Raw genomic sequence first — 19793 nt, forward strand, 5'->3', positions numbered from 1 at the left:
GGCGGCGGCCACCTCCGCGAGCGGGACCCGCTCGCGGCACCGGACGCGCGGGCGGGGGCTGGGGGGTGCCCGCCCGCGGCGTCGGTCCCTACTTCCGGACGGGGGCGCGCGACCCGCTCAGCCGGCGGCCGAGCCGCTGGGCCGGGGCCTCGATGACGTGGTACGTCACCAGGCACAGCGGGATCAGGACCAGGTAGTACAGCACCAGGTTCGGCAGCAGGCGCAGCAGCAGGGGATGCAGCAGGTAGACGGAGAAGCTGATCACGCCGAGCCGGGTCAGCACGCGCGGGAACGCCCTGTGGCGCATCGCCAGCCCCACCCCGAACACGGCGAACGCGAGCACGAGCGCGGGCGCCCATCCCGGGTCGTCCTTGGCGGGGACGCCGCAGGCCACCACCGCCAGGCAGGCGAGCCCGGCGGTCCGCCAGGAGATCACGCCCTGCTCGGCGCGGTGCACCGCGGTCCCGGCGAACATGGCGGCCAGGATGATCACGCCCTGCCAGGTGCCGGCCCGGCTGCCCAGGACCACCAGCGCCAGCCCGAGCAGCCCGCCCGCCGCGGCGGCCGCCGTACGGGCCCGGCCGTCCCCGAGGACGGTGACCGCGATCGCCGCCACGACCGCGAGGGCGAGCAGCGCGGCGGTCAGGTCGGCCCCGCCGTTGATCGACGCGCCCGGCAGCAGCAGCCCCGCCGGCACGGCCAGCGCCGCCAGGGCGACGGCGATCCCCGCCGACCTGCGGGACTGGCCGGTCGCGAACAGCGCCACGCTGATCAGGTAGAAGGCCATCTCGTACGACAGCGTCCAGGTCACGCCGATGACGGGCGGCAGGTTGAGCAGCTCCTGCAACATCGTCAGGTTGCCGAGCGCGACCAGGGGCGCGGGACGTTCGCCGAGGCCCGGATCCAGCGGGAACAGGCCCGCGAGGGCGAGCAGGAACGCCAGGCCGAGGGTGGCGAGCAGCAGCGGCAGCAGGCGGAAGGCCCGCCCGGTCCAGAAGGCGCGCAGGTCGCCGCGCCGTTCCAGGGAGGCCGGGATGATGTAGCCGCTGACCAGGAAGAAGACGAAGACGCCCCACGTGCCGAGGTCGATCCTGCGGTCCACGACCGCCCACGCGGCGGGGACGAACGACCAGCCCGCGTGGTGCGCGGTGACGGCCAGCGCGGCGGGCCCCCGCAGGGCGTCCAGCCAGGCCAGCCGGGCGGAGGCGGGGGACATCTGTCGGATTCTAGGCCATTTGCGACAGAACCCTCCGTGATCGCCGCCGCGCTCAGCGGGACGGTGAACGCCGCAGGCGCAGGCCGATCACCACGACGGCGACGCCCACCAGCAGGACCACCGGCCCGATGACCGCCCAGGTGGCGTCGCCGGTCATCACGCTGCCGCCCACCACGCCCAGTCCCTGGAGCGCCCAGAGCCCACCGACCAGGGCCAGCAGTACGCCGACGACGATGAGGATCCAAGAGGTCATCGTTCTTCCCGTCTCTCGTCCCGCCGCTCTCGTTCCGCCGCGGGGGCTCCGTGTGCGTGTTGATCGCGTGGCTCCCGCAGAGTAGCCGAGCCTTTGTCACGATATGCGGATTTTTCTGGTCACCTCTTGGCGGCGGCTTCCTGCCGTCCTAGTGTTCAGTGCAATGCCACACATTACTGAGCCCTATGGAAGGAGTGATCATCCGTGCGTGACGGCAGGCCCCCGAAACTGTCCGAGATCCCCGCTTTCGCCGCGTACATGAACACCGGCTGGGGCGCCGCCGACCGCACGCCGCGCGTCGTGCCCGGCGCGGCCGAGGCCGCCGCAGCCCACCGGGCCCGGCTGGCCGAGACGCTGCCCGGCCGGACCGTCGTGCTGGCCGCGGGGCAGGCCCCGATCCGCAGCAACGACATGGCCTACGACTTCCGCGCCGGCAGCGACTTCGTCTGGCTGACCGGCTGCCAGATCGAGAACGCCGTCGTCGTGCTGGAGGGCGCCGAGGCCACCCTCTACGTGCCGCCGCCCGCCGGCCCCGGCGACCCGGCGTTCTTCACCGACTCCAGGTACGGCGAGCTGTGGGTGGGCGCCGTCCCCGGCCTGGACGACTGGGCGAAGGCACTGGGCGTGCGGGTCCGGCCGCTGGCCGAACTGACCACGGAGGTGACCGAGGACCAGGAGGCCGCCCGGGTCCTGGCCGAGCTGCGCATGTACAAGGACGACTGGGAGGTCGGGCAGCTGCGCGAGGCGGTGGACCGCACCGTCGAGGGGTTCGCCGCCGTCGTCCGCGAGATCCCCGCCGCCGTGGCCGGGCGCGGCGAGCGGTGGCTCCAGGGCACCTTCGACCGGTACGCCCGCGCCTACGGCAACGGCCCCGGCTACCCCTCCATCGTCGGCGGCGGCCCGCACGCGCCCACCCTGCACTGGGTGCGCTGCGACGGCCCGGTGACCCCCGGCGAGCTGCTCCTGCTCGACCTCGGCGTCGAGGCGGAGAGCTGCTACACCGCCGACGTCACCCGCACCTTCCCCGTCTCCGGCCGCTTCACCCCGGCGCAACGGCAGGTGCACGACCTGGTCGAACGGGCCCACCGGGCCGCGCTCGCCGCGGTCGCCCCCGGCCGCCGCTTCAGCGACTTCCACCACGCCGCCATGGAGGTGGTCGCGCACGGCCTGGCCGACTGGGGCCTGCTGCCGGTCTCGGTGGACGAGGCGCTGTCCGACGCCGGCCAGCACCACCGCCGCTACCTGGTCTGCGGCGTCGGCCACCACCTCGGCCTGGACGTGCACGACTGCGGCCGGGCGAGCCAGGAGTCCTACCAGGACGCCGTCATGGCCCCCGGCATGGCGCTCACGGTGGAGCCCGGCCTGTACTTCCATCCGCACGACCTCACCGTCCCGCCGGAGCTGCGCGGGATCGGCGTCCGGATCGAGGACGACCTGGTGGTCACCGAGCAGGGCGCCGACGTGTTGTCGGCCGCGCTGCCTCTCGACGCCGACGGGCTGGAGAAGTGGATGGCCGCCGGGTAGGTAGTGGCTGTGACATTGCACCGCATAATCTCTCGAATATCCCCATGTGAGGAGACCTCAGCATGACCACCTCCGCCACGCCGTGGCGCGGCATCCACGTCGCGACGGCCCTGCCCTTCGCCGACGACCTCTCCGTGGACTACGACGGGTTCGCCGAGCACGTGCGATTCCTGGCCGAAGGCGGCTGTGACGGTGTGACGCCCAACGGCTCGCTGGGCGAGTACCAGACGCTCACGCCGGAGGAGCGGGCCCGCGTCGTCGAGACGGCCGTCCAGGCCGCGCCGGACGGGTTCGGCGTCATGCCGGGCGTGGCCGCGTACGGCGCCATGGAGGCCCGCCGCTGGGCCGAGCAGGCGGCCGAGGCGGGGGCCACGTCCGTGCTGCTGCTGCCGCCGAACGCCTACCGGGCCCCGCGCGAGGCTGTCGTCGCCCACTACCGGGAGGTCGCCAAGGCCGGGCTGCCGGTCGTGGCCTACAACAACCCGTTCGACACCAAGGTCGACCTGACCCCCGCCCTGCTGGCCGAGCTGTACCACGAGGGCCTGATCGTCGGCGTCAAGGAGTTCACCGGCGACGTGCGCAGGGCGTACGAGATCGCCGAGCTGGCGCCGGAGCTGGACCTGCTCATCGGGGCCGACGACGTGCTGCTGGAGCTGGGCCTGGCCGGGGCCGTGGGCTGGATCGCCGGGTACCCGAACATGATCCCGGAGTCCACGACCCGCCTGTACCGGCTGGCCACCTCGGGCGACCCGGCCGACCTGCCCGAGGCGCTGCGCGTCTACCGCGACCTGCACCCGCTGCTGCGCTGGGACTCCAAGCCCGAGTTCGTGCAGTCGATCAAGCTGTCCATGGACCTGGCCGGGCGCAGGGGCGGCGCCTGCCGTCCGCCGCGCCTGCCGCTCGCGCCCGAGCTGGTCGCCCGCATCACCGCCGACACCGAGGCCGTCCTGGAGAAGGGCTACAAGTGAGATCACGTCGCACCTTCCACGCCGTCGACTCCCACACCGAGGGCATGCCCACCCGCGTGATCGTCGGCGGCGTCGGCACCCTCCCGGGGGCGACCATGGCCGAGCGCCGGCTGTGGTTCATGGAGAACAGCGACGACGTGCGCACGCTGCTCATGTACGAGCCGCGCGGCCACGCCGCGATGAGCGGGGCGATCCTCCAGCCGCCCACCCGGCCCGACGCCGACTACGGCGTGCTGTTCATCGAGGTCTCCGGGCTGCTGCCGATGTGCGGCCACGGCACGATCGGCGTGGCGACCGTCCTGGTGGAGACCGGGATGGTGCCCGTGGTCGAGCCGGTCACCACGATCCGGCTCGACACGCCGGCCGGGCTCGTGGTGGCGTCCGTGGCGGTCGAGGACGGCGCGGCGACCTCGGTGACCATCCAGAACGTGCCCTCCTTCGCGTACGCGCTGGACCGCAAGGTCGAGGTGCCCGGCTTCGGGGAGATCGGCTACGACCTGGCCTTCGGCGGCAACTTCTACGCCTTCGTCGAGCTGGCCGAGCTGGGGCTGCCCTTCGACCGGGCCCGCGCCGGCGACCTGCTGTCGGCCGGGCTCGCGATCATGGACGCCGTCAACGAGCACGACCGCCCGGTCCACCCCGAGCGGCCCGACATCAACGGCTGCCACCACGTCTACCTGGCCGCTCCCGGCTCGACGGCGCAACTGTCCAGGCACGCCATGGCCATCCACCCCGGCTGGTTCGACCGCTCGCCGTGCGGCACCGGCACCAGCGCCCGCATGGCCCAGTTCCACGCCAGGGGCGAGCTGGCACTCGGCGACGACTTCGTCAACGAGTCGTTCATCGGGACCCGCTTCACCGGACGGCTGCTCGGCGAGACCACGGTCGGCCCGCTGCCCGCCGTGCTGCCCTCGATCACCGGCCGCGCCTGGGTCACCGGCACCTCGCAGTTCCACCTCGACCCGACCGACCCCTTCCCGGCGGGGTTCCTGCTGTGAGCCGTCCCGCCCAGGCACCCGGCCCGCGGGCGGGCGGCGCGAAGGGCACGCCGTGAGCGCCGACCTCGTCGTGGTCGGCGCCGGCGTGGTGGGCGCGGCCGGCGCGTACTTCGCCGCGCTGGCCGGGCTGCGCGTGGTGGTCGTCGAGCGCGGAGCCATCGCCGGGGGCACCTCCAGCGCGGGCGAGGGCAACCTGCTCGTGTCCGACAAGGAGGCCGGGCCCGAGCTCGACCTCGCGCTCTACTCCCAGCGGGTGTGGCGCGAGGACCTGGCCGAGCACGTCGGGCTGTGGGAGTTCGAGGCCAAGGGCGGGCTGGTCGTCGCGGCGTCCGGGCCCGGCCTGGCCTCGCTGCGCGAGCTGGGCGAGCACCAGCGCCGCCACGGCGTCGAGGTGCGCGACGTGGCGGAGGAGGAGCTGCGCGACTATGAGCCGCACCTCGCGCCCGGACTCGCCGGAGCCGCCTTCTACCCCCAGGACGCGCAGGTCCAGCCCATGCTGGTGGTCGCCCACCTGCTGCGCCTGGCCCGCGCGCACGGCGCCGAGGTGCGCACCCGCACCGGCGTCATCGGCTTCCTGCGCGACGGGAGCCGCGTGACCGGCGTGCGCACCACGGCCGGCGACCTGCCCGCGGGGGCGGTGCTCAACGCGACCGGCACGTGGGCCGGCGACGTCGCCGCCCTGGCCGGGGTGCACGTGCCCGTCCTGCCCCGGCGCGGGTTCGTGCTGGTCACCCAGCCCATGCCGCCCCGGACGATCCGCCACAAGGTCTACGCCGCCGAGTACGTCGGGGACGTGGCCAGCTCCGACGCCGCCCTGCAGACCTCGCCCGTCGTGGAGGGCACCGGCAGCGGCACGATCCTCATCGGCGCCTCCCGGGAGCGTGTCGGCTTCGACCGCACGTTCTCCCCGCAAGCGGCCGGCGCGCTGGCGGCCAAGGCGATCGCGCTGTTCCCGATGTTGCGGGACGTCCGGGCCATGCGCACGTACCTGGGCTTCCGGCCGTACTGCCCGGACCATCTGCCGGTGATCGGGCCCGACCCGCGCGCGCCCGGGCTGTGGCACGCCTGCGGGCACGAGGGCGCCGGCATCGGACTGTCCGCGGGCACCGGCAAGCTCGTCGCCCAGGCGCTCACCGGCCGCACCCCGGACCTCGACCTCAAGCCGTTCGCCCCCGACCGCTTCCCCACCCCCGACCACATTCCCGGCACCGAGTTTCCCGGCACCGGGTCCGCCGCGACCGGGGAGGGGCCCCGATGACCCACCAGATGACCTTCCGCGGCGAGAGCGTCCCCGCCGAGCCCGGCCAGAGCGTCGGGGCCGCCCTGGTCGCGGCCGGCGTCCTCGACTGGCGCACCACCCGCGAGGCCGGCCGGCCGCGCGGCCTGTTCTGCGGCATCGGCATCTGCTTCGACTGCCTCATCACCGTCGACGGTGTCCCCGACCTGCGCGCCTGCCTGGTCCCGGCGCGCGACGGCATGCGCCTCGGCGACGACGCCCCCGCAGACGGCGGGCCGGGAGGTCCACATGCGTGAGACGCACGACGTCGCCGTGGTCGGCGCGGGCCCGGCGGGGCTGGCCGCCGCCGTCGAGGCCGCCGAGGCCGGGCTGGACGTGGCCCTCGTGGACGGCGCCCGCCAGCCGGGCGGCCAGTTCTGGCGGCACTACGACGAACGCCACGCCCGCCCCGAGGACGCCGCCGGGCACCACGACTGGCCGGTCTTCACCCGGCTGCGCGACCGGCTGCGCGCCCTGACCGCCGCCGGACGGGTCCGCTACCTGCCCGGCCACCAGGTCTGGCTGGCGACCCGCGACGGCGCGGGCACGTTCACGCTGCGCACCACGCCCACAGTCCCCGAGGAGGGGGCCGCCGGCACGACGGTGACCGCCCGCGCGCTGATCCTGTGCCCCGGCGGCTACGACAGGCAGCTGCCCGTGCCCGGCTGGGACCTGCCCGGCGTGATGGCCGCCGGGGGAGTGCAGGCCCTGCTCAAGGGGCAGCGCACGCTCGCGGGCCGCCGCGCGGTCGTCGCCGGGACCGGGCCGTTCCTGCTGCCGGTCGCCACCGGCCTGGCCGCGGCCGGGGCGCGGGTGGCGGCGGTCGCCGAGGCCAACGCCACGCTCGGCTGGCTGCGCGACCTGCGCGGCGCCGCGTCCGTGCCGGCCAAGGGGCTGGAGGCGCTGCAGTACGCCGCGCTGATGGCCCGTCACCGTGTTCCGTACCGCACCGGGACCGTGGTCACCGAGATCCTGGGGGAGAACCGGGTCGAGGCGGTCCGGCTCGCCCGGCTCGGCCGCGACGGCCGCCCGGCCGGGCCGGCCCGTGAGATCCCCGCCGACCTCGTCGCGCTCGGCTGGGGCTTCACGCCGTCCCTCGAACTGCCGCTCATGCTCGGCGCGGACACCAGGAAGGACGTCGACGGCTCGCTCGTCGTGACCGTGGACGCCTTCCAGCGCACCGGCGTCCCCGGCCTGTACGTCGCGGGCGAGGCGACCGGCGTCGGCGGCGCCGTGCTGGCCCGGCAGGAGGGCCGGCTGAGCGCCCTGGCCCTGGTCCGTACGCTGGGCCGCCGGGCCGACCCGGCGCTCATGGGCCGGTTGCGCCGGTCGATCGCCCGCGGGCGGCGCTTCGCCGCGGCCATGCACCGGACCTACCCCGTGCCGCGCGCCTGGACGTCCTGGCTGCGGGACGAGACGCTGGTCTGCCGCTGCGAGGAGGTCTCCTACGGCGACCTCCGCCGCGCCCACGACGACCTGGGCGCCGACGACCCGCGCACGCTGAAGATGCTGGCCAGGCCGGGCATGGGCTGGTGCCAGGGACGGGTGTGCGGGTTCGCCACCGCCGGCGTCGCGGCCTGCCTGAGCCGCCGCGAGAGCACGGCCGGCGACCTGCGCCCGCTGTCCACCCGGAGCCTGGCGGCCCCGGTGTCCCTGGGCGAGCTGGCCGCGCTCGCCGACGAAACCCCTGACGAGAACGACGAAAGAGGACGAGACCGTGAGTGACGTGCTGAGCGTCGACCCGCGTACCGGACAGGCCCGCGAGCGCGTCGCGGCGGAGTCGACGCCGCAGGACGTGGACCGCGCCGTGCGCGCCGCTGCCGCCGCCGCCCCCGCGCTGGCCGACCGGTCCGTACGCGCCGACCTGCTGCGTACCGCAGCCGCGCTGCTGGAGGAGGGCGGCGAGGAGATCATCGTGACCGCCGACGCGGAGACGGCGCTCGGCCGGGTCCGCCTCACCGGCGAGCTGGCCCGCACCTGCTACCAGCTGCGGGCCTTCGCCGACGTGGCCGAGTCGGGCGCCTTCCTGGACGTGATCATCGACCACGCCGACCCGGCCGCCCGCCCGGCCCCCCGCCCCGACCTGCGGCGCTACAAGGTGCCGCTGGGCGTGGTCGCGGTGTTCGCGGCGAGCAACTTCCCGCTGGCCTTCAGCGTGCCGGGCGGCGACACCGCCAGCGCGCTGGCCGCCGGCTGCCCGGTCGTCGTCAAGGCGCATCCGGACCATCCGGCGACCAGCGTCCTGACCGCCCGCGCGCTGCGCGCCGCCGCGGCGAAGGCCGGTCTGCCGGCCGACGTCGTGGGCCTGGTCCACGGCTTCGCGGCGGGCCCGGAGCTGGTCCGGCACCCGATGACCGCCGCCGTCGGCTTCACCGGCTCGGTACGCGGCGGGCGGGCGCTGCACGACCTGGCCGCCGCGCGTCCGCGGCCGATCCCGTTCCACGGCGAGCTGGGCAGCCTCAACCCGGTCGTGGTGACCGAGCGGGCCGCCGCGACCAGGGCGGCCGAGATCGGCGCCGGCCTGGCCGCCTCCTACACCCAGGGCCTCGGCCAGTTCTGCGTCAAGCCGGGCCTGGTCCTGCTGCCCGCCGGCCCGGCGGGCGACGCGGTGCTCGACGCCGTGGTCACGGCCACCGTGCCCGCCGGACCGCTGCTCGACCCGCGCATGCGGGCGGCCTTCCTGGACGGCGTGCGCTCCCGCGCCCAGCTGCCCGGCGTCACGCAGGCGCTGGCCGCGGGCGAGGACGACGCTGCGCCGCTGGCCGTCCGGCCGGGCGTGCTGACCGTGGCGGCCGAGCGGCTCGCGGACGGGGACGTCCACGCCGAGCTGCTGGAGGAGTGCTTCGGACCGGTCACCGTGGTGGCCCGGTACGGCTCGGAGTCCGAGCGGGACGCCGTGCTCGGCGCGCTGCCCGGCAACCTCACCGCGACCGCGCACCTGGGGGCCGACGAGCGCGAGGGCGCGGCGGCCGGCCTGGTGGCCAGGCTCGCCGGGCTGGCCGGGCGGGTCGTCGTGGACGGCTGGCCCACGGGCGTGTCGGTCGCGCCCGCGATGCAGCACGGCGGGCCGTACCCGGCCTCGACCAGCACCTCGACCTCGGTCGGCGGCACCGCGATCGAGCGCTGGCTGCGCCCGGTGTGCTTCCAGGACACCCCCGACCCCCTCCTGCCGCCGGAGCTGCGCGAGGCCAACCCGCTCGGCGTCCCCCGGACGGTGGACGGAGTCGCCTGACTTTTTATCTACACTTGTAGACGATCTGGGGCTATATTGCTCGTGTGTCCACCACCGATGCCACGGTCGTGGCCGTCACCGGCGAGGTCCCCGCGGCCTCGCTGGGCGCGGTCCTGCCGCACGAGCACCTGCTGAGCGACTTCGCCCCGCCCGACGACACGCCCGAGTCCTGGGCGCGCACCGGCCGTACCCGTCCCACGGCGGCCGGCGCCCTGTGGCTCTACCGCGCGCCGCTGACGATGGACCTGCTCGGCGAGGTCGGCATGGGCGCCGTCAACCGGGACGACCTGCTGCTCGGCGACGCGGGCCTGGCCGCCGCCGAGCTGGCCGCGTTCCGGGAGGCCGGTGGCGGCACGGTGGTGGACCTCACGACCGACGGGCTCGGCCGCGACCCGGCCGGGCTGCGCAGGCTCGCCGAGGAGACGGGCGTGACCGTCGTCATGGGCTGCGGCCGGGCCGCCGCCGGGCCGGCCGAGGAGCTGACCGAGGAGCTGGTCCGCGACCTCACCGAGGGAGTGGACGGCGTGCGGGCCGGCATCATCGGCGAGCTGGCCGCGCTCGACCCCGGCGTGCCCGCCGAGCGCGCGCTCCTGGTCGCCGCGGCTCGCGCGGCGGCGGCCACCGGCGCCGCCGTCTCGCTGGCCCGCAACGAGGACGCGGCCGTCCAGCAGCGCGTGCTCGACCTGCTCGCCGAGGAGGGGGCGGACCTCGCGCGGGTGGCCGTCGGGCACTGCGACGCGCTCTCCCCGCGGCCCGACGACCTCGAACCGCTGCTCGAACGCGGCGTCTTCGTGCAGTTCGACCGGCTCGGCAGGCTGCCCACCGCGCTCAGCGTCTCCGACGACCAGGACGTCGCCGCGGCCGTGCTCGAACTCGCCCGCCGCGGCCACGCCGGACGCCTCCTGCTCTCGCAGGGCGTACGGGCCAAGTCGCAGCTCCTCGCCTACGGCGGCGGCGGTTACGCCTTCGTCCTGCGGCAGTTCGTGCCGTACCTGAGGATGCTCGGCGCCGACGACGAGCTGATCGAGACCGTCACCGTGCGCAACCCGCGGCGGCTGCTCACGCTCCGGACCGAGGAGGCGGGCTCGTGAGCCGCTACCCCTTCCCCATCCCCGACCTGGCCGGGCAGGCGCTCACCGTCGCCGGCCCGGTGGACCCGGCGCTGCTCGGGCAGACGTCCATGCACGAGCACATCTTCATCGACCTGCGCAGGCCCGCCCGGTCCCGCCGGCCCGGCGAGGACGCCCCGGCGGCGGCCGAGCCGCTCACCCTGGCCAACCTCGCCCGTACCCGCCACGGCGGGCCGAACGCCGACAACGACCTGCTGGGCGACTTCGACGAGATGCTCGCCGAGACCCTCGCCTTCGCCCACGGCGGCGGGCGCACCATGGTCGAGGTCTCGCCCATCGGCCTCGGCCGCGACCCCGAGGCGCTGCTGCGGCTGTCCCGGGCCAGCGGGATGCACATCGTCATGGGCGGCGGCTGGTACACCCCGGCCTTCCATCCGGCCGACATGGACGAGCGCACCGTCGACGAGCTGGCCGACGTCATCGTGCGCGACGTCGTGCTCGGGGCCGACGGCACCGGCGTACGTACGGGCATCATCGGCGAGGTCGGCGCGGAGTCGGTGCCGCTGACCGGCGGCGAGCTCAAGAGCGTACGGGCCGCCGGGCGGGCCGCCCGCGTCACCGGCGCGCCGGTCACCTTCCACGTCGGCGGCGTCGGCGAGGAGAAGTTCCGGGTGCTCGACATCCTCCAGGAGGAGGGCGTCGCGCCCGGCAACGTCGTCCTGGGCCACTGCATGGACGTCCTGTCCGGGCCCGAGTTCGCCGAGCGGCTGCTGGCCCGCGGCGTCTTCGTCGAGTTCGACTTCCTGGCCGCGCCGGGCAGCCCGTGGGGGCACCTCGTCCTGGGCAGCGACCACAAGGTCCTGCGCGGCATCGCCGACCTGGTCGAACGGGGCTACGCGGGCCAGATCGTGCTCGGCCACGACGTGTGCCAGAAGATCCAGCTCAAGAGGTACGGCGGCAAGGGCTACGACTACATCCCGCGGCACTTCCTGCCCGCCCTGCGCCGCCTCGGCGTCAGCCCCGAGGCCATCCACATGATCATGGTCGAGAACCCGGCACGGGCGCTCGCCTTCGCAGAACCGCAGTGACCAGGAGAACCATGCCCCCCATCCCTGTGCCCCCCACTCCTGTGCCGTTCGACCCGGCGCTGGCCTTGGTCCTGGACGGCATGCCCCGGCCGGACGGCCCCGCCCCCACCCTTGAGACCATCCCCCTGATGCGCGCCGCCGGCGCGGCCATGCCCATGCCGCCGGTCGCCGAGGTGATCGGCGGCCGCGAGATCGACGCCGAGGAGCTGCTCGTCCCCGGCCCGGCCGGCGCGCCGGACCTGGAGGTCACGGTGCTGCGCCCGCGCCGCCTGCGGGCCCCGGTCCCCGGGCTGTACAACATTCACGGCGGCGGCATGATCAGCGGCCACCGGACCATGGACACGCCGCGCCTGGTCGCGCTCGTCGAGGAACTGGGCGTCGTCGCCGTCAACGTCGAGTACCGCCTGGCCCCCGAGCACCCACACCCGGCGCCGGTCGAGGACTGCTACGCCGGGCTGGCCTGGATGTCGCGGCACGCCGCCGAGCTCGGCGTGGACCCCGGGCGCGTGGTGGTCATGGGCGGCAGCGCCGGCGGCGGCCTGGCGGCCGGGGTCGCCCTGCTGGCCCGCGACCGCGGCGGCCCCGGCCTGGCCGGGCAGCTCCTGCTGTGCCCGATGCTGGACGACCTCAACACCACCGTCTCCAGCCACCAGTACGACGGCCTCGGCACCTGGCCGCGCGCCCTGAACCTGCTGGGCTGGCGGGCCCTGCTCGGCGAGCGGGCCGGCGATCCGGACGCCGACGTGCCCGGTCACGCGGCCCCGGCGCGGGCGGCCGACCTGTCGGGGCTGCCGCCCGCGTTCATCGAGGCGGGGGCCGCCGAGCTGTTCCGCGACGAGGACGTCGCGTACGCCACGCGGATCTGGGCGGCCGGCGGGCAGGCCGAGCTGCACATCTGGAACGGCGCCTTCCACGGGTTCGACATCTTCGCGCCGGACCACGAGATCACCCGCGCCGCCCTCGCCACCCGCCTCTCCTGGCTCCACCGCACCCTGACCCCCTGACCCCACCACCCCCACCCATCGGCCCCCCGCGTCATGCGGCGGAGGGGTCAGATGGCCAGGATGCGTTGTAGCCAGGAGTGTTTGGTTTCCAGGGCGGCGCGGGAGACGCGGGCGCCGGGGGTGCCCGCGAAGCCGTGGTGGCCCCCGGCCCACACGTGCAGTTCGGCCTGCCCGCCGGTCGCCCAGATGCGGCCGGCGAACTCGACCGCCTCGTCCCGGAACACCTCGGCCGCACCGACCTCGATGAAGACCGGCGGCAGCCCCGACAGGTCGGCCGCCCGCGCCGGGACCTCGTGCGGCAGCACGTCCGGGCCGCCCCGACGGTCGCCGAGCAGGGCGGTCCAGGCGGTGTCGTTGTTGTTGCGGTCCCAGGCGCCGATGCCGTCGTACTGGAGGCTCGACACGGTCGAGTTCCGGTCGTCGATCATGGGCGCGCCGACGTAGAGCCCGGCGGCGGCCGGGCCGTTCCGGTCGCGGGCCATGATGCCGACGGACGCGGTGAGCCCGCCGCCCGCGCTGAAGCCGGACACGAGCAGCCGCCCCGGATCGAACCCCAGCTCCTCGGCGTGCCCGGCGGTCCAGACGAAGCCCGCGTAGCAGTCCTCGGCCGCCGCCGGGGCCGGGTGCTCCGGCGCGAGCCGGTACTCGACCGTCACCCCGACCATGCCGTGCTCCAGAGCCGCCTGGATCAGGCCCTCGATGCCGAAGAAGCGGGTGCCGAGGATCATGCCGCCGCCGTGGATCTCGTACACGGCGGCCGCGCCGGGCGCGGGCCCGCCCTTGGGACGTACGACCGTGAGGGTGACGTCGGGGGCGCCCTCGGGGCCGGGCACGTCCACGTCCCACCACTCGACGGGACGGCCGGCGACGATCGCCTCCATGGGCGGGATGAGATCGGCGAAGATCTCGCGGTTGCGCTGGATGGTGTCCGCGCGCAGCGGAACGCTCTCGACCGCCGCCAGGAACGCCGCGAGACCTTCCGCCAGCTCAGGGTCGTAGGGAACGGGGACGTAGCTCATCGTGCCGCCTCTCGGAGCCGAACGGACGGCTTAAAGTCTACGAGCGTAGAAGCGGTCTGTCCTGATATACACGGGTACGCGATCAGTCCGACCATGTCCCCAAGGAGAAGACCATGGTGAAGAGACTTCTCGAAGCGACCCCGTTACGCGCGGGGGTCGTCGCCGCCGTCGCACTGACCGGCACGCTGCTGACCTCCGCCCCGGCCGGCGCCGCCACGGCGGGTCTCCAGGCCGCCGCCGCCCAGACCTCCTCGGCCGTCCAGGAGGCCGCCTCCCGTCCGGCCAACGGCCGGATCGTCTACGACCGTCTCAGTGGCGGCCGCGGCATACTCAAGATCAAGAACGGCACGTCGAAGGACGGCGTCGTCACCATCGTCAAGGGCCGGACCAAGGCGGTCAGCGTCTACGTCCGCGCGCGCTCCACGGCCCGCATCCGGGACGTCAGGGACGGCACGTACCGCATCTTCTTCACCACCGGCTACCGGTTCAGCACGTCGAAGGGCCGCTTCACCAGGGGCGCGACGTACCAGAAGTTCAACGACCGGCTGCGTTTCCGCACGACCTCGACGCAGTACACCATCTGGACCCTGACCCTGAACCCGATCAGGGGCGGCAACGCCCGCACCAGCCCCGTGAACCCGAAGGACTTCCCCTGATCCGGGCCTGAGCGGGCGCGCCTCCCGGTCAGTCCTTGCCGGAACCGGCGAATCCACCGAAAAAGCTGAGAACGCGGTCGACCTGGACGTACACCCGGGGCGGCAGGTGCGGCAGCACCCGGGAGTGCCGCTGGCCGAGCAGCGCGATGAACTCGACCGGCGAGAGGTCGATGTAGCGCGTCAGGTTCTCGTACCACTGGGCGCTGAGCCGGGCCGACTTCTGGTGCGGACGGATCGCCTTGCGGCGTTCGCGGTCGTAGCGGGCCAGGGCGGCCGGGAGCTCCGGCTCCTGGTTCAGCGCGTTGACCAGGAAGGCGGCGTCCCCGAAGGCAAGGGCGGTGCCCGCGCCGATGGAGTAGTGGGTGGTGTGCGCGGCGTCCCCGAGCAGGACGAGGTCGTCGTGGTACCACGTGCGGTTGGTCAGCGTGCGGAAGTTCAGCCAGTACGCGCTGCCGTCGGTGTGCGCCCGTCCGATCAGCGGATGGCCGTCCAGGACGTCGGCGAAGATCTTCTCCAGCAGCGCCAGGCCGTCGGCCTCGGCGGCCTGGTCGAGGCCGAGCCCCTTCCAGGTCTCGGGGGAGCACTCGACGACGCACGTGCTGTGGTCCCCGCTGTAGACGTAGCAGTAGCACCAGATCCAGCCGTGCGGGGTCTCGGTGAAGGCGAAGGTGAAGGCGTCGAAGACCTTCGTGGTGCCGAGCCAGATGTAGTGGTTGCGGCCGACCGCGATCTCGGTGCCGAAATGGTCGGCGTGCGGCTCGCGCAGCGTGCTGTTGATGCCGTCGCCGGCCACGACCAGGTCGGCGTCGAGCTCTTCGCGGGAGGCGATCTCGCGGCCGTGCTCGACGCGCACGCCCAGGGAGCGGGCGCGGTCGGCGAGGATGTCGAGCAGGCGGTGGCGGCAGATGCCGAAGCCCTCGTCCGACTCCGTGAGCGTCACCGTCGCGCGGTCCTGGACGTGGGTGACCCAGCTGTCCCAGCGGATCGAGTTCTCCCGGATGGCGTCCGCCGACTCGGGGTCGGCGGCGCGCAGGTTCTTGAGCAGGTCGTCCCAGTAGGTCACGCCCCAGCCGTAGGTGGTGCCGGCCGGGTTGCGCTCGTAGACGGTGACCTCGTGGGACGGGTCGACCCGCTTCATCAGGATCGAGAAGTACAGATTGGCGGGCCCACCGCCGACGCAGGCGACCTTCACACTAGCTCCCCTAGCGACAGAAAGTAATCAATTCAGCACAGAGAGTATCAGAGGGTCTGTGCGAGGGGAGAAGGCACGCCCGCCGGACGGTCAGGCCGCCGCCCGCGCCGTACCGCGCAGGCCGAGGGTGAGGCTGCCGGCCAGCAGCACGACGCCGGACAGCACCCCGCTGACGACCGGCACCCACGCCACCGCGGGCGTGGCGGCCAGGACGAGCCCGCCGGCGCCGAGCAGCGTGAGCGCGACGCCCGGCACGGCGATGCTCCAGTCCTTCCAGATGGGCGCCAGCGCGACGAAGTGCACGCCCACCACGAACGCCACCCACGCCACGTTCCCCTCCTCAGGACGCCCGAGCGCGGCCAGCACCCGCAGCCCGCCGAACAGCAGGACCGCCTCGACCACGACCACGGCCAGGTAGCCGGGCCCGAACATGCCCCGCCGGCCGGCCGGGGCGGGACGTTCCGCGCGCACGGCACGGAACCACATCGCCAGCACGGCCGCCGCCGCCAGGCACGCGACGGCCCGCAGCAGGTTCGCGGTCACGGGGCCGAGGGGGCCGTGCGCGTTGACGACGACGAACACCGCGCCGAACACCGCGCCGACCAGCAATCCAGTCATTTTCTGCATGACGTCCATAGAAGCGCCCGCCGCGGCCCGCCCGCACGGGTGCTGGGACGAGGACGGGGTAGCCCTGGCCCTACCTCACCACGCCGCGCAGGTAGGCCAGCACCGCCAGCACCCGCCGGTTGTCGTCGTCGGTCGCGGGCAGGTCGAGCTTGGCGAACACGGAGGCCACGTGCTTGCCGACGGCCGCCTCCGTGATCGACAGGGCACGGGCCACGGCGCTGTTGGAACGGCCCTCGGCGATCAGCGCCAGCACCTCCCGCTCCCGGGGCGAGAGCCGGTAGGCCGGCTCGGTGACCTCCCTGGCCCGCGCCCACGACAGCTCGAACAGGTCGATGAGGGTGGCGATCAACCCCTGCTGCCTGATCATCAAGGCGCCCGGCGTGTAGGCGATCGGGGTGATCCGGACGAACGCCACGGAGCGGTCGAAGATGAGCAGCTGCTGGATGGGCTCGTCGATGACCCGGTGCAGGTCGCCGGCGGCGTGCAGCTCTTTGATGCGGGCGGCCTTGCGCGGGTCGTCCAGCACGCTCGAATGGACGATCGTGCGCATCGCCAGGCCCTCGCGCAGGGCGTCCAGCACGGTACGCCTGCTGCGCTGCTCGTCCCGGCCCTGCTCGCGCGAGCCCACCGGGTGCATGGCCCGCAGCTCGGCCGACGACCGGGTGGCGCGCAGGATCTGCCGGCGGACGAGCTCGGGGTCCTCCAGCCGCTCGACGTCGACGGGGATGCCGCGCAGCTCGCCGACCACCTCTTCCAGGCGGCGGGCGAGGTGGTCAAGCGACTGGCTCTCGGTCACCGCTCCTCCTCCGCACGCGCAGCCCATTCTCCCCGCCCTGCGAAGGGATGCCCAAATCGGCGAAGGGGCGCCGTCCGGCTGGACGGCGCCCCGGTTCGCGGGACCGCTGGGCGGCGCTGATCAGTCGCGCGGGTCCCAGCCGTCGGTGTCCACGTCCAGGTCCAGCTCGTCGGCGATGTCGCCCCAGTCGGCGAACTTGAAGTTGGTGTTCTCCCGGTCCGCCGTGGCCGGCGTGTTCACGCCGTCGTGGCCGATGAACATGCCCTCGTCGAACTCGCCCAGCGGCACGTTGAGCACGGTAGAGCCGTCGCTCACCTCCGAGCCGTCGATGCCGTTCGCCTCACCGATCCGGAACTGGCCGAGGTAGGCGTTGGAGCCCTCCCTGCGGTAGACGGCGAAGGTGTTGTCGCCCTGGCTGGAGGCCAGCAGGTAGCCCTTGCCGTCCTCGCGGTAGTAGATGGTCAGGCCCTCGGCGTCCGCGGTGAGGTGCGTGCCGCCGTAGCCGGGGTCGGCGCCGGGGGTGCACTCCTCGGTCGCGGGGTCGTAGGTGCCCGGGACGCCGTACTCGCGGACCTTGTCCACCAGGACGGGCGTGCCGGTGAGGTCGGCGCGCATCCGCCAGATGCCGACGTCCTCCTGGGCGGCGTAGAGCACGTCCCGCTGCTGGTCCACGACCATGCCCTCGACCTGCGCCTGCTCGTCCGGCTCAAGGCAGGGGGACCAGGTCTGGCCGTTCGGCAGGGTGAAGGAGCCCGGCAGGGTCAGCGTCCGCACGAGCTGGTAGCCGATCTTGCCGCCCGGCTTGGCGAGCAGCTTGACCAGGCCGACCGAGGTCTTGTGCCGGCGGCTGACCAGCGCGTACGTGCCGGTGGAGTCCTTCCAGGCGGCCAGGCCGTAGGCCGTCTCGGCGTCGTTGACCTGCTGCTGCGTCGTGCTGAACACGAACGGCGCGGCCGGGTCGGTCACGTCGGTGAGGTGGCCGTGCGAGATGGCGTAGATGCGCAGCGTGTCCCGGCCGCGGTCGGAGACGATCGCCAGGTCCCTGCCGCCGAAGCCGTAGGCGACGTCGACGTTGTTGAAGCGGCCTGCCTCGTCGTCGGGCCCGGGGGCGGCGGGCGCCGGCAGATGCTGGAGCTGCTGCCCGTCGAGGTCGTAGACGTACAGGCCGCCCTTCTTGGCGGTGGCGATCACCACGCTGTCCTCGGAGTCGGACGGGTCGACCCAGATCGCGGGGTCGTCGCCGTTGGCGTCGCCGCCGGCCTCGTCGTCGTACAGGGAGGGGGTCTCGACTTCGGGGTACACGGTCGCCACGCCGGCACCGGCCGCGGGGACGGCGATCCCGCCCAACACGGTCAACATCAGGGCTGCCAGGGAGAGCCTGGACAGGGGACGCATTGCGCCTCCTCGTTCGGGGTGTTGATGTTGTCCCAAAAGGTAACGACCAGTTTACAAGAAATCAATAGGTCGTCCTTATGTCAGGACATTAGGTGTTGCATGGATGCCAGGGCATGCCGGAGCGCCCGGCCGGGGATCCTCCCGGCCGGGCTGTGCGACGGCCCGCGCTAGCTGCGGTTGACGCGCCAGAAGTCCGACATGGCCTGGCGGTTCTGCAGGTCGCCGAGCAGGCCCTTGGGGTCGGTGTGGAAGAGCTGGCCCTGCCAGTCCGACAGGCCCGGCGGGGTGACCATCGGCTTGACCGTGCTGTTGCCCGAGACGCCGCCCTCGCCGATCTCGTGCTTGACGCCCTCCTCGGTCATGATGAAGTGCACGAACAGCTTGGCCGCGTTGGGGTGCTTGCTCTTGGTGGCGATCGCCGCGTACTTGGGGTAGCTGAAGCCGGTGAAGGGGGTCATCCCCTCGCAGGCGGCCTGGTGGTAGCCCTTGTCCTCGTTGTTGCGGAACTTCGAGATCGACATGAAGCCGATCTTCTTGTCCGTGGCGGCCGGCGCGCCCACCGCGGCGGAGATGTCCTCGTCGGAGCCGGTCAGCACCGGCTTGTTGAGCGACAGGCGCTTGATCCACTCCTGCGCGGCGCTCTTCTCCTCGGTCTTCAGCGGCTTGCCGTACTTGGCCTGGTAGGCCTGTTCGAGCGCCTGGTTGCCGTACGCGTCGAGCTGGGTGAAGAACGACAGCACGGTCGGCTTGCCCAGCGGGTCCTGCATCACCAGCTTGCCGGACCACTCCGGATCGGTCAGGTCCCAGACGTTCTTCACCGGGCAGCCGCCGGGGGAGAGCTTGGTGTTGTAGCCGAAGACCGTCGCCTTGGAGAGCGCGAGCAGCGGGTTCTGGTTCTCGGCGGGGATCTGGTCCTTCAGGTCGCCGGGGATCCACGTCTGGGTGACGCCCTGCGGCGCCAGCTGGCCGACCAGGACGCCGCCGTCCTCGTACATGGCCGCGTCGATGGTGACGTTGTCGGCGGCGTGCTCCCTGGTCATCTTCTCGGCCGTCTGCGGGGTGTCCGACTTGACCCCCTCCATGGCGATGCCGTACTTCGCGGTGAACGCCTTGGCCACTTCCTCGATGTCGCCGCTGGAGTCGTAGACCAGGACGCTGCCTTCCTTCTTCGCCGCGGCGACCAGCGCCTCCAGGTCGAAGTTCGCATCGAGCGAGGGGCCGGGCAGCGCCTTGGCCGTCGCCGCCGCCGACGGTCCTCCGCCTGCGGTGGAGGGCGCGCACGCCACTGCGGCGGTCGCCAGCAACGCCATGGAGATGATCTTCCCGGTACGCCTCATGATGGCGTCACTCCTCTTGCCTCTCGGGTACGCAAGGCGCCGCGCCAGCCCCGACCGGCGCCATTGTGTGCTCACGATGAACGTCACGTGAATAATTTGTCAAGACATTCTTACGTGGAGCTCCGGTCACGGCCCCGCGTCC

General features: G+C 73.6%; 19 protein-coding genes. 11 read left to right on the forward strand and 8 right to left on the reverse strand.

Translation table 11 applies throughout. The features are described from left to right. Nucleotides 1-88: 88 nt before the first annotated feature. Nucleotides 89-1216 (reverse strand): acyltransferase family protein, encoded by a 1128-nt coding sequence (locus ABZ459_RS35765; RefSeq protein ID WP_357979850.1) that lies wholly within the window; start codon nucleotides 1214-1216, stop codon nucleotides 89-91. Nucleotides 1217-1268: 52 nt separating this feature from the next. Then, a complete protein-coding gene (locus tag ABZ459_RS35770) occupies nucleotides 1269-1469 on the reverse strand; it encodes a hypothetical protein (protein ID WP_357979852.1) in 201 nt (66 codons plus the stop codon). Between the two features lie 204 nt (nucleotides 1470-1673). Here ABZ459_RS35770 and ABZ459_RS35775 point away from each other — a divergent pair, with 204 nt between their 5' ends. The 10 genes from ABZ459_RS35775 to ABZ459_RS35820 all read left to right on the forward strand — a co-directional run bounded on the left by ABZ459_RS35775 (nucleotide 1674) and on the right by ABZ459_RS35820 (nucleotide 12629). Beyond that, nucleotides 1674-2993: an aminopeptidase P family protein gene (locus ABZ459_RS35775; RefSeq protein WP_357979854.1), complete on the forward strand. Its 1320-nt coding sequence runs from the start codon at nucleotides 1674-1676 to the stop codon at nucleotides 2991-2993. A 62-nt stretch (nucleotides 2994-3055) separates the two neighbouring features. Further along, nucleotides 3056-3961 carry a dihydrodipicolinate synthase family protein gene (locus ABZ459_RS35780; RefSeq protein ID WP_357979856.1) on the forward strand — a complete coding sequence of 302 codons (906 nt, stop codon included), beginning with the start codon at nucleotides 3056-3058 and terminating at the stop codon, nucleotides 3959-3961. Next, nucleotides 3958-4959, forward strand: a complete 1002-nt coding sequence (locus tag ABZ459_RS35785; RefSeq protein ID WP_357979858.1) for a proline racemase family protein — start codon at nucleotides 3958-3960, stop codon at nucleotides 4957-4959. The genes ABZ459_RS35780 and ABZ459_RS35785 overlap by 4 nt, the downstream gene beginning before the upstream one ends. 52 nt (nucleotides 4960-5011) lie before the next feature. Beyond that, the gene (locus ABZ459_RS35790; protein WP_357979860.1) at nucleotides 5012-6217 is read left to right on the forward strand and encodes an FAD-binding oxidoreductase; all 1206 of its coding nucleotides are present in this window, start codon (nucleotides 5012-5014) and stop codon (nucleotides 6215-6217) included. Next, complete coding sequence (locus ABZ459_RS35795; protein WP_357979862.1) at nucleotides 6214-6492, forward strand: (2Fe-2S)-binding protein; 279 nt, start codon at nucleotides 6214-6216, stop codon at nucleotides 6490-6492. The genes ABZ459_RS35790 and ABZ459_RS35795 overlap by 4 nt, the downstream gene beginning before the upstream one ends. After that, complete coding sequence (locus ABZ459_RS35800) at nucleotides 6485-7960, forward strand: FAD-dependent oxidoreductase (RefSeq protein WP_357979864.1); 1476 nt, start codon at nucleotides 6485-6487, stop codon at nucleotides 7958-7960. The genes ABZ459_RS35795 and ABZ459_RS35800 overlap by 8 nt, the downstream gene beginning before the upstream one ends. Next, a complete protein-coding gene (locus ABZ459_RS35805; RefSeq protein ID WP_357979866.1) occupies nucleotides 7953-9467 on the forward strand; it encodes an aldehyde dehydrogenase (NADP(+)) in 1515 nt (504 codons plus the stop codon). Before ABZ459_RS35800 ends, ABZ459_RS35805 begins: the two co-directional genes overlap by 8 nt. A 44-nt stretch (nucleotides 9468-9511) precedes the next feature. Further along, on the forward strand, nucleotides 9512-10558 hold the full coding sequence (locus tag ABZ459_RS35810; RefSeq protein ID WP_357979868.1) for a phosphotriesterase: 1047 nt from the start codon (nucleotides 9512-9514) through the stop codon (nucleotides 10556-10558). Continuing rightward, a complete protein-coding gene (locus ABZ459_RS35815; RefSeq protein ID WP_357979872.1) occupies nucleotides 10555-11625 on the forward strand; it encodes an aryldialkylphosphatase in 1071 nt (356 codons plus the stop codon). Before ABZ459_RS35810 ends, ABZ459_RS35815 begins: the two co-directional genes overlap by 4 nt. A gap of 11 nt (nucleotides 11626-11636) precedes the next feature. After that, the gene (locus ABZ459_RS35820) at nucleotides 11637-12629 is read left to right on the forward strand and encodes an alpha/beta hydrolase (RefSeq protein ID WP_357979875.1); all 993 of its coding nucleotides are present in this window, start codon (nucleotides 11637-11639) and stop codon (nucleotides 12627-12629) included. A gap of 47 nt (nucleotides 12630-12676) precedes the next feature. Here the strand turns inward: ABZ459_RS35820 and ABZ459_RS35825 are convergent, their stop codons facing one another. Then, nucleotides 12677-13648, reverse strand: coding sequence for an alpha/beta hydrolase (locus ABZ459_RS35825; RefSeq protein ID WP_357979878.1), 972 nt, complete (start codon nucleotides 13646-13648; stop codon nucleotides 12677-12679). A gap of 113 nt (nucleotides 13649-13761) precedes the next feature. On the opposite strand from ABZ459_RS35825, the gene ABZ459_RS35830 reads away from it, so the two are divergent. Beyond that, nucleotides 13762-14304 carry a hypothetical protein gene (locus ABZ459_RS35830; protein ID WP_357979881.1) on the forward strand — a complete coding sequence of 181 codons (543 nt, stop codon included), beginning with the start codon at nucleotides 13762-13764 and terminating at the stop codon, nucleotides 14302-14304. A 28-nt stretch (nucleotides 14305-14332) separates the two neighbouring features. Here ABZ459_RS35830 and ABZ459_RS35835 read toward each other — a convergent pair whose 3' ends face one another. The 5 genes from ABZ459_RS35835 to ABZ459_RS35855 form a co-directional block, all read right to left on the reverse strand. Next, the gene (locus ABZ459_RS35835; protein ID WP_357979884.1) at nucleotides 14333-15496 is read right to left on the reverse strand and encodes an FAD-dependent monooxygenase; all 1164 of its coding nucleotides are present in this window, start codon (nucleotides 15494-15496) and stop codon (nucleotides 14333-14335) included. Between the two features lie 90 nt (nucleotides 15497-15586). After that, the gene (locus ABZ459_RS35840) at nucleotides 15587-16114 is read right to left on the reverse strand and encodes a hypothetical protein (protein ID WP_357979887.1); all 528 of its coding nucleotides are present in this window, start codon (nucleotides 16112-16114) and stop codon (nucleotides 15587-15589) included. Between the two features lie 79 nt (nucleotides 16115-16193). After that, a complete protein-coding gene (locus ABZ459_RS35845; protein ID WP_357979890.1) occupies nucleotides 16194-16919 on the reverse strand; it encodes a helix-turn-helix transcriptional regulator in 726 nt (241 codons plus the stop codon). Between the two features lie 120 nt (nucleotides 16920-17039). Next, nucleotides 17040-18314: a phytase gene (locus ABZ459_RS35850; protein WP_357979893.1), complete on the reverse strand. Its 1275-nt coding sequence runs from the start codon at nucleotides 18312-18314 to the stop codon at nucleotides 17040-17042. Nucleotides 18315-18481: 167 nt separating this feature from the next. Next, on the reverse strand, nucleotides 18482-19651 hold the full coding sequence (locus ABZ459_RS35855) for an ABC transporter substrate-binding protein (protein ID WP_357979896.1): 1170 nt from the start codon (nucleotides 19649-19651) through the stop codon (nucleotides 18482-18484). Nucleotides 19652-19793: the final 142 nt, after the last annotated feature.

The sequence above is a fragment of the Nonomuraea sp. NPDC005692 genome (assembly GCF_040631115.1).
Classification (GTDB): Bacteria; Actinomycetota; Actinomycetes; order Streptosporangiales; family Streptosporangiaceae; genus Nonomuraea.

Excerpts from the sequence above, each read along its gene's own strand:
- ABZ459_RS35830 (WP_357979881.1), top strand. The coding sequence starts at position 13,762 with ATGGTGAAGAGACTTCTCGAAGCGACCCCGTTACGCGCGGGGGTCGTC.
- ABZ459_RS35855 (WP_357979896.1), bottom strand. The coding sequence starts at position 19,651 with ATGAGGCGTACCGGGAAGATCATCTCCATGGCGTTGCTGGCGACCGCC.
- ABZ459_RS35820 (WP_357979875.1), top strand. The coding sequence starts at position 11,637 with ATGCCCCCCATCCCTGTGCCCCCCACTCCTGTGCCGTTCGACCCGGCG.
- ABZ459_RS35800 (WP_357979864.1), top strand. The coding sequence starts at position 6,485 with ATGCGTGAGACGCACGACGTCGCCGTGGTCGGCGCGGGCCCGGCGGGG.
- ABZ459_RS35850 (WP_357979893.1), bottom strand. The coding sequence starts at position 18,314 with ATGCGTCCCCTGTCCAGGCTCTCCCTGGCAGCCCTGATGTTGACCGTG.
- ABZ459_RS35780 (WP_357979856.1), top strand. The coding sequence starts at position 3,056 with ATGACCACCTCCGCCACGCCGTGGCGCGGCATCCACGTCGCGACGGCC.
- ABZ459_RS35770 (WP_357979852.1), bottom strand. The coding sequence starts at position 1,469 with ATGACCTCTTGGATCCTCATCGTCGTCGGCGTACTGCTGGCCCTGGTC.
- ABZ459_RS35765 (WP_357979850.1), bottom strand. The coding sequence starts at position 1,216 with ATGTCCCCCGCCTCCGCCCGGCTGGCCTGGCTGGACGCCCTGCGGGGG.
- ABZ459_RS35825 (WP_357979878.1), bottom strand. The coding sequence starts at position 13,648 with ATGAGCTACGTCCCCGTTCCCTACGACCCTGAGCTGGCGGAAGGTCTC.
- ABZ459_RS35840 (WP_357979887.1), bottom strand. The coding sequence starts at position 16,114 with ATGACTGGATTGCTGGTCGGCGCGGTGTTCGGCGCGGTGTTCGTCGTC.
- ABZ459_RS35795 (WP_357979862.1), top strand. The coding sequence starts at position 6,214 with ATGACCCACCAGATGACCTTCCGCGGCGAGAGCGTCCCCGCCGAGCCC.